The organism is Helicobacter suis, assembly GCF_902196125.1.
Lineage (GTDB): Bacteria > Campylobacterota > Campylobacteria > Campylobacterales > Helicobacteraceae > Helicobacter > Helicobacter suis_B.
In genome coordinates this window covers 1-12,158 of the sequence record NZ_CABIKG010000025.1, presented here as the reverse complement: position 1 = coordinate 12,158, position 12,158 = coordinate 1, and the positions used below count along the sequence as shown (strand labels likewise).

At 39.5% G+C, this 12,158-nt stretch carries 12 protein-coding genes and 2 pseudogenes; 5 read left to right on the top strand and 9 right to left on the bottom strand.

Translation table 11 applies throughout. The features are described 5' to 3' along the window. The first annotated feature begins 247 nt into the window (after positions 1 to 247). Positions 248 to 463 (top strand): BRCT domain-containing protein, encoded by a 216-nt coding sequence (locus tag G6Q00_RS07805; protein WP_346265338.1) that lies wholly within the window; start codon positions 248 to 250, stop codon positions 461 to 463. Between the two features lie 264 nt (positions 464 to 727). Here G6Q00_RS07805 and G6Q00_RS07800 read toward each other — a convergent pair whose 3' ends face one another. The 9 genes from G6Q00_RS07800 to G6Q00_RS07760 form a co-directional block, all read right to left on the bottom strand. Continuing rightward, entirely contained in the window at positions 728 to 1,579 is an 852-nt protein-coding gene (locus G6Q00_RS07800) for a thiamine-phosphate kinase (protein ID WP_163532693.1), read from the bottom strand. A gap of 1 nt (position 1,580) precedes the next feature. Beyond that, complete coding sequence (nadC, locus tag G6Q00_RS07795; RefSeq protein WP_163532694.1) at positions 1,581 to 2,396, bottom strand: carboxylating nicotinate-nucleotide diphosphorylase; 816 nt, start codon at positions 2,394 to 2,396, stop codon at positions 1,581 to 1,583. A gap of 82 nt (positions 2,397 to 2,478) precedes the next feature. Then, positions 2,479 to 3,300, bottom strand: coding sequence for a phosphatidylserine decarboxylase (locus G6Q00_RS07790; protein ID WP_205426574.1), 822 nt, complete (start codon positions 3,298 to 3,300; stop codon positions 2,479 to 2,481). After that, positions 3,297 to 3,818 (bottom strand): helix-turn-helix domain-containing protein, encoded by a 522-nt coding sequence (locus tag G6Q00_RS07785; protein ID WP_163499735.1) that lies wholly within the window; start codon positions 3,816 to 3,818, stop codon positions 3,297 to 3,299. The genes G6Q00_RS07790 and G6Q00_RS07785 overlap by 4 nt, the downstream gene beginning before the upstream one ends. Before the next feature lie 9 nt (positions 3,819 to 3,827). Next, entirely contained in the window at positions 3,828 to 4,343 is a 516-nt protein-coding gene (locus G6Q00_RS07780) for a hypothetical protein (protein WP_163532691.1), read from the bottom strand. Continuing rightward, positions 4,327 to 5,208 (bottom strand): menaquinone biosynthesis prenyltransferase MqnP, encoded by an 882-nt coding sequence (gene mqnP, locus G6Q00_RS07775; protein WP_163499737.1) that lies wholly within the window; start codon positions 5,206 to 5,208, stop codon positions 4,327 to 4,329. The genes G6Q00_RS07780 and mqnP overlap by 17 nt, the downstream gene beginning before the upstream one ends. 36 nt (positions 5,209 to 5,244) lie before the next feature. Beyond that, positions 5,245 to 6,486 (bottom strand): ComEC/Rec2 family competence protein, encoded by a 1,242-nt coding sequence (locus G6Q00_RS07770; RefSeq protein ID WP_163532690.1) that lies wholly within the window; start codon positions 6,484 to 6,486, stop codon positions 5,245 to 5,247. After that, positions 6,486 to 7,967, bottom strand: a complete 1,482-nt coding sequence (dnaB, locus tag G6Q00_RS07765; protein ID WP_163532689.1) for a replicative DNA helicase — start codon at positions 7,965 to 7,967, stop codon at positions 6,486 to 6,488. The genes G6Q00_RS07770 and dnaB overlap by 1 nt, the downstream gene beginning before the upstream one ends. Continuing rightward, on the bottom strand, positions 7,955 to 9,355 hold the full coding sequence (locus G6Q00_RS07760; RefSeq protein ID WP_163532688.1) for an NAD(P)H-hydrate dehydratase: 1,401 nt from the start codon (positions 9,353 to 9,355) through the stop codon (positions 7,955 to 7,957). The genes dnaB and G6Q00_RS07760 overlap by 13 nt, the downstream gene beginning before the upstream one ends. 138 nt (positions 9,356 to 9,493) lie before the next feature. Between G6Q00_RS07760 and G6Q00_RS07755 the strand changes: the two are divergent. The 4 genes and pseudogenes from G6Q00_RS07755 to G6Q00_RS08850 all read left to right on the top strand — a co-directional run. Beyond that, positions 9,494 to 10,351: pseudogene (locus G6Q00_RS07755) on the top strand (DNA methyltransferase); the annotation flags it as partial. 113 nt (positions 10,352 to 10,464) lie between these two features. Then, a complete protein-coding gene (locus G6Q00_RS07750) occupies positions 10,465 to 11,274 on the top strand; it encodes a DNA-methyltransferase (RefSeq protein ID WP_163532686.1) in 810 nt (269 codons plus the stop codon). Next, the gene (locus tag G6Q00_RS07745) at positions 11,261 to 11,977 is read left to right on the top strand and encodes a hypothetical protein (RefSeq protein WP_163532685.1); all 717 of its coding nucleotides are present in this window, start codon (positions 11,261 to 11,263) and stop codon (positions 11,975 to 11,977) included. The genes G6Q00_RS07750 and G6Q00_RS07745 overlap by 14 nt, the downstream gene beginning before the upstream one ends. A gap of 107 nt (positions 11,978 to 12,084) precedes the next feature. Beyond that, positions 12,085 to 12,150: pseudogene (locus G6Q00_RS08850) on the top strand (IS200/IS605 family transposase); the annotation flags it as partial. Positions 12,151 to 12,158: the final 8 nt, after the last annotated feature.

Below are 12,158 nucleotides of genomic sequence, written 5' to 3'. Positions count from 1 at the left end.
CTCACTCAACGCTTTACCTGTGGGCAAAGCGCGTTATTTAAACCCTAAAGAATACAAGCAACTACACCAGTTTTTAAATGACTCTAATTTGATCTAAGCCTAACAAATCAAAGATTGTAAGTAGCAAGTGTTGCCTGTGGGCGTTGTGGTTTCTCTTGGGGGGATTTTATCCAATCCTTAGCGTTCTTTATAAACCTCATAGGCTCAAAAAGAAAAGTAATCCCCTCTTTTTTTAAAAAATAAAAAGATTGTAATTACAGACAGTTTAAAAAATTCGCGTGCAAAAATTAGTACATTGCTAAAAAATCTGGGTGCGCATGTACAAACTGGGGTGAGTTCTAAAACAGATTTACTCATCTGTGGGGAAAATCCGGGGAGCAAATTAAAAAAAACTAAAAAGCTAGGGGTGGAAGTGATGGAGAATATAACCCTCCTAGAACACCTTAAGAATGAGGGGAAATAAAACTCTGTTTCTCCTAACCCCATTAAGACTTCTAGCTTTTCTTTTACATCTTTTTCCTCCTATGGGATAGGAGCGCTGGAGATTCTTACTCTGTAATAGGCTCTTTGTCTCTATCAAAAGCGCTTCTTGGTTAGTGGCCTCTTTATAAATGTCTTTTAATCTACTTGGGGAGGGGTGAAGTTTAAGGTTTTGGTGAGGTTATTATCCTCATTACCATTACGGAGTTTGCGGTTTTGAGTGTGATCCTCTTGGTTAGATCAGAAACTATTTTGCCGCTCTATGCCAAATCTTAGCTTTGTAGCGTGATTTTCCCCGCACAACGCGCCCTACAAAGCTAAGCTTAATGCGGTACTTTTTTGCTCGCTGAATTAAAGCATGTTTGTTTCGTGCTGGCAAACACAAAAGCATTTCATACTCCTCGCCACTTAAAAAAGCGCGCTGGTGGGGATTTGTTAGCTTGCAATGTAATTGATTAAGTTGTGATAAGCGGTTACACTCGGCTAAAAGGCCATCAGAAATATCTAATCCAGCGTGTAGAAAGGGGCGTATTGCTTGCATGAAAGGGGCTAGGTTTTTTAGCGCTGGTTTATAAAACTTAAAATGGCTTGGGATTTTTCCACCTCTAAGCAAAGTCTGTAAAGCTTTATTGCTTTCTCCTAGCCTGCCAGTGTGCACTAATAAATCTCCAAGCCGCATTTTTTGCCGCAAAAGAGGCTTTGCACTGCTAGCTAAAAGCGTAATAGCTAAACTCAAACTTTTAGAAACAATGGTATCCCCGCCTACAATCTGGATTTTAAACTCTTGGCAGGCTTTCTTAAGACCTTGTATTAGTTCTTTTATTTCTAGTGGGCTAAAGTTCTCTGGGAGTTGTAACCCTAAAAGGGCGTATTTTGGTACAGCACAAAGCGCGATCGCATCTGAGATATTAACCGCTATTGCTTTATAGCCAATTTGTTCTAAAGTAAACCACTCTTTTTTAAAGTGCACGCCCTCAGTAAAAAGATCAAGCATATAAATAGGGTTTTTAAAGCAAGGCAAAGCCACCCCATCATCTCCTAACCCAAAGGTTATCCCGCTTTGCTCTAAAATCTGTAAAAAGACGCGTTCTAAATCCACGCTAAACTAGCTTTAAACTCATATCCACCCACACCGCTTGGTGAATCAATGCCCCGCTACTAATAGCATCTACTCCGCTTGCTGCATAGGCGCGTACACTTTCCTCAGTAATATTTCCACTCGCTTCTAAAAGTACCAGAGGAAAATGGGCATTGCGATAAGCCACTACCTCTTTAATCTCCTCTACCCCCATATTATCACACATAATAATATCCGCTCCTATAGCCATGATCTCCTTAGCCATTGCTACACTGTCACATTCAATTTCAATTTTAGAAGTCCATGGGATTTTTTGGCGGGCATGTTTGATAAAGGTCTTTAAATCTGGGATATGGATTAAATGGGTATCTTTAAGCATGAGCGCATCATCTAAACCTAAACGGTGGTTTTTAGCCCCGCCATTGCGCACCGAATACTTTTCAAAAACCCTTAAAAGGGGGCGGGTTTTTCTAGTATCTAAAAGACTAATGGGTAATCCTGCAATTAAGCGCACAAACTGCGCTGTCTTGGTGGCTATACCGCTACTATGCTGTAAAATATTAAGTAACACCCGCTCAATCTGTAAAATCAAGCGCCAATCGCCTTGTAACTCTAATAAAACTTGTTTGGGCTCAAAACTTTGGCCATCTTTAATTTTCCATGTGTGCTCTATTTTTAGCCACTCTAAAAGCGCTTCTGCATAAACTTGGCCTGAAAAAACCCCTGTACTTTTGGCCAAAACTTGGGTTTGTACAAGTTTAGGCTCTACAAGGCGGGCAAATAAATCCCCCGCGCCTAAATCCTCAGCCAAACACTCCCTTAAAAACTCAATGTACATTTCTTGCATCGCCACTCCCTGATTATTTTAAGACTAAGTCTTAATTATAAAATACTATAAATCCTAATAAAATCACATAAAACTAAGAAATATCAGATTGTTCAAAAGTAGCAATAGGAGTTGCAAAAGAAATTTCTTGACCCTGAAGAGAGTCAAATGTGGCACTATTTTGTACAAAGAGCACCACACTAGAGCCCATTTCAAAACGCCCTAATTCTGCTCCCTTAGCAATGCTAATGGGGGGGTTGTAGGTATAAATTTTAGGACTCTTATACACGCGGGCGTTGGTGTGGATTGTATCATCAAAATTAAGCACAATCTGCCCCACATTTAAAGCCCCTATAGCCACAAAATACAACAACTGCCCCCGCACATCTGTTGCCACCACCACCACCCGTTCATTGCGGATAAATGCATTGCGGTAGCGGTATTGGTTAAGCGCAGCAGGATTGACGCTTAAGAGTTCCCCGCAAAAGTGGCGTACTTCTGAAATTTGTAGATCACAGGGGGCATGGAAGCGGTGGTAATTTTTAGGTGAGAGATAGAAATTAAAGTAAATATAATCTTTTAAAACCTGTTTTTGGCCTAATAACTCGCCTACTTGATAATCCATGCCTTTAATCTGGAGGGCTAAATTATAAGTAACGGGCGCACAGACTGTAATTAGCGCATCACAAGGGGCAATGAGAATTTTTGGGTTTGGATCAATAAAACGGGGGGTTTGTAAAGCACGGGTAAAAAGAGCATTAAGAGTGGGATAAGACTCTAAGGGAGCAAAACCGGTTAAATCAATTCTAAAAAGAGAAACATAGATTTTATTGATAAATTTTTGGATAGGTTTAGGAAAAGAGTAGCGGGCAAATTTGCCAAAGAGTCTGGATAAAGTGTTACTAGTAGCCATTATTGTAAATCCGCCAGTTTGAGTACAAATTCAATTTGTCCCTTGCTAATGCGTAGTTCTTTTGCAATCGAATCAATGCTATGCCCTTCTTGGAATAATTGAATCACCTTTTTTTCATCAATATCATCGCTACCTTGTGTGAAATGCCCCATTTCTTTAAATTTATTCTCCAATACGATGAGTTTTTCCTCTAAATAATCCCTATCCTTGTGCATGGTGTCTTGGATTTCTTGCAGATGGTTATAAAGATTTGTAAGGCTGGTGTTTAAATTGGTGTTTAACTCATCTTTGACATTAGCGCTAATACTAGAGGCGTTAAATTCTGTTTGCATTTCATTTTCTTGAATCCATTTGCGGATTTTATAGATTTCTTGGTTAATGGCATCTAGGGCTTTTTCTAATTGCTTGGTTTTACTGGTAAATTCTTTATCTTTTAAGTGGCTATAGGTGAATAAACACACAAAAATAAGTACCACCCCTCCCCCCACAATCCACAACAATTCATTAAAACTCAGATCCATCATAAACCCTTACTTTTTTAAACTTTCTAATTCAACTTGGACAATATAACTATCCCAATCGCGTACATCTATTGCATGCATGCGTTCAATGCTTAACATTTTAGGATCAAAAGCCCTAGCCATTAAAGCAATGCGTCTATAGGGCATATGGGGGAATTTTAAGCGCATATAATAGAGGGTATCTATTATAAAAATATCCTCACTCACCCCTAAAACCCCATGCCCTAGTACGCTAACATTGATGCGATCTTCTAAAGGGAGGTATTGCATATCTCTTTCATGGATATATTGCTCCAAACGATCTAATTTTTTATAAATTTCAGATAAGGCTTTTAAAATCACATCTTCTCGTTCTTTGCCATAAAACACCTCCCAAGGCACCAGAGCATGACTAGCTTGTCCTAATTGTAAAAATTCTTGATCATGGAGTGGCTCATAGGGGGCGTATTCTACTGGCAAGGATACGCTTACTAAACGGGTAAAATATCCATGCTCTTGGCATAATTGCTTATAAATGCTTAGCAAGCCACACTCCGCGATCTAATACAATAAAACCTAAAAACACTAAACCCAAATACCCATTGGTTACAAAAAAAGCTTTAGGGATATTCTTAAAATCGCGATAAACTAGCCATTGTTCATAAATTAAAATACACAAACACGCCCCCACACCCAAAGCCGCAACTAGACCTAGCTGTGCACTTTTTACAAAACCTATCCAGCACAACACCGCTAAAGCATGGGCTAGGCGCGAAAGCTTAAGGGTAATTTGCTCTCCAAAGATAGCAGGCACGGAATAAAGCCCCTCTTTGCGATCAAATTCTATATCTTGTAAAGAATAAAGTAAATCAAAGCCAGTTACCCAAAACACCACCCCCAAAGCGAGTAACAAACTCCATAAAGGGATATAACCTAAAATAGCAATCACTCCAGCTAAGGGCGCTAAACCTAGACAAACCCCTAAAACAAGATGGGCTAGATAGCTAAAGCGCTTCATATAAGAATAGCCCCCTAAAATGAGTAAAAAAACAAAGGAAAGCTTAAAGGCAAGAGCATTGATCATAAAACTCACCCATACAAAAAGAAGGGCATTAGCCAAACAAAACCCTCTTAAAGTCCAAATACCAATGCGCCCATCAACACTAGGACGGTTATGGGTGCGGGTGTTCTTCACATCAAATTTACGATCCACAAGGCGGTTAAAACCCATAGCAAAATTACGGGCAAAGAGCAATGCCAGAGCGCATAAAAGCAATGCTTTTAAACCAAACCACAGACTTAAATGTGCCTGCGTACTGGAGACAACTATGGCAATTAAAATAAACATACCCGAAAAAACCGTGTGCTCAATGGCAACAAGATCGCCTAAGAGCTTAAGTTTTTTTAACATTGAAGACCTCTTTAAAGCCCCTATTTTAACATAAAATCAAGAAATTAAAAGGTAGAGAAATAAGGCTAAACTAATCGCATAAAGAGCGTAGTAAGCATAAACAAATCGGATTGCTAAAAGAGAAAGAAGCCCATAAAGAGATAAAAGCCATAGAGGTGTGTGGTAGTGGGTTATAGGAATGTGCCATGTTAGAGTCTGGAGTAAATAAGAATCAAAGAGATCGCCACTATTAAAAAAATGCAAAATAAGGCTTAAAGGGAAAAAGAGAACAAAGACAAAAGAGAGGAGAATGCCGCTGAGCTGGTAGGGGTTAAAGGGGGTAAAAAAGGCATGTACAAGGGGGAGCATGTGTAAAAAGAGGGCGGTATTTAATAAAAAGGCATAGATTAGAGGGTGGAGCTTTGGCATGTGCTTGATAAAGAGGAAAATATAAAACACGCCCCCTACAGATAGAATAAATCCAATATTGCGCACTAGCGAGGGGAAAAGAATCAACGATAATAGAATAACTAAAGCTAGTAATGAAAAACTTAACAGCTCTAAACCATTATAAAGTAGAAAAAACCCAAGTAATGCCATCACAAAGGCGCGTAAAAAAGAAGGCTGGAAGTGCAAAATAAACAAGTAACCTAAAAGCAAACACAACACCATTACCATTAAATCGTAGGTGCGGTTGCGGTAAGGAAAATAGCGTTGTTGTAAAAAGGTGTAGGGGTATTTAAGAATGAGAAAAAAGAAAGCGCTTAAAATCCCTAGATGAAAACCACTAATAGCAATTAAATGGCTTAATCCCAAACCCACCACCACTTGCCTTAAACTTTGATCAAGAGAATCGGCTAAAAATAAGGTGCGGTAGAAATTGCCCATTAAAGGGTTATTATGCTGGGTATCAATGGCTTTTCTTAAAGGGTTTTTAGGATCGCTTCCTTGTTCTAAAGAGAGAGAAAAAGCATAAAAATAACAGGATTTTAAAAATTGCCAAAATGAGCAAGGCGCCATTTTACCAAAAGCGCGTACAAATTTTAGACTTAAATCTTTAATGTCTTCTTTGCTAGTGGTGTAAAACACATTGTAATGGCTATCTTGTAGTTTTAGTACTTGGGTAGCACCCTTGCTATACTGTAGCAACACTTGGGCATGTAAGCTTAAAGGTTTTTTATCTAAAAAGCGGCTGTATTGCTGGTATTTTAAACTTAAAGAAAAAGCAAATAGAGCTAATAAAAGGCCTAGAGCATAAATCCACTCTTTAGGGGTTTGAAAAAGGGCAACAGGAGGCATTAAAAAACATCAGGGACGGGAACTTGCGGGGTTTCTTGGTAAAAAGTAGTGGGTTTGTACTCCCCATCTTGGCTTTCTATTGGATCTTCAAAACGCGTATAGGCTTTATTAAAGAGTATTTTAACTGTGCCAATATCCCCATTTCTATTTTTGGCTAAAATAAGCTCTGCTTGCTCAATGCCCTTAGTCCTCTCATAGTTAGCCTTTTTTTCGGCATTAAATTGTTGTTCTAATTTTTTAGCCTCTTCACTTTTACCCTCTTTGCGCAACTTAGCCAAACGATCGTTGTGATCACGTTGTTTATAGACCGCATCGCGGTAGAGAAACAAGACTTGATCGGCATCTTGTTCAATCGCGCCGCTATCTTTCAAATCAGAGAGAATAGGCCGCCTATCCTCACGGCTTTCTAAAGAACGGTTAAGCTGGGCTAAAGCGATAATAGGGGTTTGTAATTCTCTAGCTAGAGTTTTAAGACCCCTGCTAATTGAGGCGATTTGTTCATGGCGGTTTAAACTCTGATCGCTAGCCATTAATTGCAAATAATCAATAATAGCAAGGGTGATTTCAGGGCATTTTCTTTTAAGTTGGCGCAATTTAGAGCGCACATGTTGGATAGTTAAAATACTGGTATCATCAATGAATAAAAATTTGTGGTAGATGTTTTGGGCACTTCTGCTAAGATTTTCCCAATCCTCATCGCTTAGATTGCCAATTTTAAGATTGTGCAAATGTAGCGAGGTGAGATTAGAAAGCAGGCGCATCATGAGTTGCTCTGCTCCCATCTCCATGCTAAAAATAGCCACTCCCTGATTATGATTAAGGGTGGTTTTTGCTATGTTAAGCACTAGACTAGTTTTACCCATACTAGGACGCGCCCCTATTACGATCAAATCCCCGGGCTGAAAACCCCCCGTATAATCATTTAATTTATTAAAACCAGTATCTACCCCTGTAACTCTTTGATTGCCCTTTAACTTAGCCTCTTTAATAAGATTAAGGGTTTGTTTGAGTACACTTTTAACATCTTTAAATCCCCCTTGTGTTGTTTGTAAAGAGAGGGCATAAAGATCGCGCTCAATGCCATCTATAATGATTTGGCTAGATTTTGCCTGATCACACTCTGTATGGATTTGTCTAGCTAAATGTAAAAGATTTCTACGGCAAGCAGCTTCTTTAATAGCATGGATATAAGCCCCTAAATTAGCTAAAGGAGTTGTACCCATTATGGCAGCTAAAGCCTCTGTAGTTTTTTCATCGCCTCTTATTTCTACTTTCTTGTTAAGAAAATGGGCATCTACGGGGCGCTTTTCCTCATGCAACTCGCTACACAACTCAAAAAGAATCTGGTGGGCTTCATAGTAAAAGTCTGAAGGTTTAAGCTCTCTGGCAAATTCTTCATATTGCTGGTTTTCTAAAAGAGCAGAGAGTACCACGCGCTCCATAGAGAGCAAATCTGAATCAAGGGAGGTTACATCTTGCATGCAAGCATCTCTAAATTAGAAATAAGTTTTTCTGGGGTAAGGGCATAACTTTCTTTATAAGTAGCAGCAGCTAGAGCATGGGCTAGGCTAGCATGCATGGCTGCATCTAAAAGAGTATAACCTTGTGCTAAGAGTGCTACCACTAATCCAGCTAGTACATCTCCACTCCCTCCCTTAGCCAAAGCGCTATTACCCAGTGGGTTAATAAAAATGCGGCCGTTATAGGCAATGAGTGTATTAGCCCCCTTTAAGAGTAAAACTACATGGGGGAAGGTTTGGCTAAACTCATGGGCTAATTCCCATTTAGAGCGCAGTAATGTGGGTAAATCTAGCTTAAAACCTAGCGTTTTTAAAAGTGCTAAAAATTCTTTAGGATGGGGTGTAAGAACAAGAGAATAGGGCTTTTTAAGCCACTCTTTTAATAGAGGTTCGTAAAACAAATCCGCATCTAGCACACATGCCCCCTGCTCTAGCATTTGTTCTATACAAGTAGGCTTAACTCCCATACCCATGCCAATAGCAAAGGCATTAGCCTGAGTAGGAATCTCTTTAGCATACATAAGCTCTATTGGTTTGCTTTGGCTTAGACTAGCTGCCCCTAGAATACTCACCATTCCAGCCCCAAAGGCTAAAGCACTCTTAGCACTAATAAATCCCGCTCCACTTTGTTTACCCACATACACGCATGCATGGCCAAAATATCCCTTATGTACATTTTGTTTTGTGCGCTTAGGTAGACACAGATCGCAACTCTCTAATAAATTAAAGGGAGTCTCTGTTTCATACAAAGAGCGCCCTACTCCTAAATCAGCTACAACAACCTCCCCGATAAAATCCTTAGCCATGTCGCTAAATAGATTTGCCTTTAAAGCCCCCATGCACACACTTACATGGGCATTAAATGCCACAGAACTAATATAGCCATTTTGATCAATGCCGCTAGGTATATCACAAGCTATACGCCATTGCCCTACTGCATTCATGCGTTTAATTAAATCCTGCATTTGTGAATCTAACTCCCCTTTAAATCCTGATCCAAATAAACAATCTACCAGTACAGCACAGGGAGTTAAATTGGCTATTATTTCTACTTGAGCACACAAAGCCCGTTGGTATTGGACACGACACAAGGCACTTTTAGGCTCTTTAGCGCTAAAAACTTGTACGCAATAGTGAGTACCTTGTAAATGCCTAGCCAAAGCATAGCCATCGCCTCCATTGTCTCCACCTCCACAAACAATAATTACCTTCTCTCCCTTTTTAGCTTGCTTTGTAATAACCTGCTTTAAAGCTATGGCCGCATTTTCCATAAGCAATTCTGGCTCTAATTGATAGAGCATACAGGCGCGTTTGTCTAACTCTTGACTGTTTTTATAAATAGCTTGCATGCTAACCCCCTAAAGGGTTCATTATATCCAATAGTTTTTAAAGCTCTCCATGCCAAAGCTAAATTATCTTTTAACAATCAAATTAGATCATATGGATTAAAATTTTAATTAGAAGTCTTTTAGAAAAGAGCATGAGAGATGAATAACCTAATCAAAAAATCCCAATCACTTTTTGAGCCACTCACTATTGAGTCTATCAAGAAGTTAGGAGCAGAAAAATCAGATACAAATTTGTACTTGTTAATAGAGTTATTTAAAAAGGACGGTGTAGAGATTGGGATTAAAAGAGAGATAGTTTCTTCTATTGGTCGGCAAAAAGACAATGATGCTATTTTTGCGTTTTTAGAGCAAGAGGCATTTAATGGGTGGGGGGTTGATATTTGCTGCCAGATGTTACGCACTTGCCTTTATAAAGCAAAACAGGATATCCGGTTTGTAGCTTTAAGAGATAAAATATTAAAGCATTATGATAACGAAGTGATGTATAAAATGGTTGCTTACCACGAATTTAGACAGAATAAACACAGCCTCAAGAAACAAAGCCCACAAATCAAAAGACCGACTCTACTAGTTGGAGATAATCGTCTCACCCTAAACAAAATAGGACAAGGGCAGATCCAACTAATTTTTACCTCCCCGCCTTATTATAATGCTAGAACCTATAGCTCGTATAAGAACTACAAGGAGTATTTAAAGCAAATGCAAGAGAGCTTAGTACAAGCTTATAGAATCTTAGAGGAGGGGAGGTTTATTATTATTAATGTTTCCCTAGTAATTGTTAGACGAGCGGGGCGTGAATTTGAGAGTATCCGCTATCCCATACATTTTGATTTCCACTCTATTTTGGTACAAAGCGGGTTTTATTTTGTTGATGAGATTATCTGGATCAAACCTGAAGTCTGTGTGCCTAATCGCATTGCAGGCTATTTGCAGACAAAAAGACCACTTAGTTATAAGCCAAATTGCATCACTGAGAGTCTATTAGTTTATCGCAAAAATGGTTGAAGAATTAGAAAATCAAGCCATTAAAGAGGGCAAAATAAGCGCTGATGAAGTCAACGCCGCTAGAGAGGCCACACGGGCGGCTAATCCAGATATAAAGATTACGCATGCCTAATTTAGAAAGTTTTAAAAACCGCGTTTTTTGTGAGGACGCACTAGACTTCTTACCCAAACTCCCGGATAATAGCATTGATTGCGTTTTAATCGATCCGCCTTATTGTAGCGGCGGGGTTAAAAGTTTAAATGCGCGCAATATTTCTACTACTAAAAAGTATCTAGGTGTGCCAAGCTACTTGGATTTTGAAGGCGATGGCAAAGATCAAAGACTTTGGATATTTTGGATGGCTGAAATTCTTAGAGAGATCAAAAGAGTTTTAAAACCTAGCGCGTATTTTTTTAGCTTTATTGACTGGCGCCAACTTCCCGCGCTTAGCGATACAATCCAACTTGCCGATCTAGCTTGGCGGGGGGTGATAGTGTTAAATAAGGGCAATGGATCGCGCCCTTTTGCTAATGCTTTTAAACAACAATGTGAGTTTATTTGTTGGGGCACTAAGGGAGCATTGCCACTTAGCACCAGAAAAGAGGCTAACTATTATTATGGCTATGTTGAAGCCAGAATCAACCCCAAAGACAAACAACACCCCACACAAAAGCCCTTAGAAGTGCTAAAACATTGTTTACAAGTGGTGGCAGATACAAAAACGGAGGCTACTCCGATCGTATTAGATTGTTTTTGCGGGAGTGGATCAACCGGTGTTGCGTGTGCTCAACTAGGTTTAGATTTTATCGGGGTAGAAAAAGTGAAAGAATATGCGCTACAAGCTAGCATTAATTTAGAGGGCGCGCTACTTGAGGCGCAAGAGAATAAGCAAAAAGAGAACAAAGAGGGGGAAAGAATCCATGTCTATTTCTAAAGCCTTGCAAAAACTAGATGATCGCATTAATGGGCTTAATATTATGCGGGGGCGTTTGGTTAAGTTTGTTAACCCACAAAGCGCGCAAACTCAGCCAGCTCCTGAAGTGGCACAAACCCCGCCCACTCAAGCGGGTATACAAACACCGGCACAAACTCCGCCCACTCAAGCGGATACGCCAGCCGCTACTAACGCGCCTACTAGTAACGCGCCTGTACTCACAGATCAAGAAAGAGCAGATCGGCTTAATCTCATTAATAGATTGATTGTTACTAACAATGTCAGCAATGAGGACTTAGCCCCGCTAGGTTTGCATTTTGAACATATTGAGCCTTTTAACGGGGTGGCTTTTAGAAATAATACGCCTACAGATGAGCTAAAAGAATACATGCAAAAGTTAGATGCCATTAGTGCTTTAGCTGTAGTGTATGAGGCGCTAAAAAATGCGCCCTTTAGAAAAATGGAGGCGCGCTACATTTTAGGCGATGATGGGGGGATTGGATCGTTTTTCTTTAGCTTTGTCTTAGGTTTAGCTAGACTTTATACAGATTCAATAAATGCCAATGACGATCTTAAAAATGTGCTGTATTTTTTAATCACCCAAGCTACAAATTACCAATTAATCGCCGCGCTACATTCAGATAATGCGGGCGCAAATTTAGAAGCCCAAAGAATGGTAAAACAATTACCACTCGCGCCGTAAAGCCCTAGCTTTAGCTAAGCGGATTAAGGCGCATGCTCGTCAGAGCATATGATGAGATACAACCCTTTTAATGTATTATTTGATAAATATTTTGTATAATACACTGCATGAAATATATCAAGTATAAAAGTAATAATAACATTGTCTATTCTTGCAAATACCACATCGTATGGTGATGCAG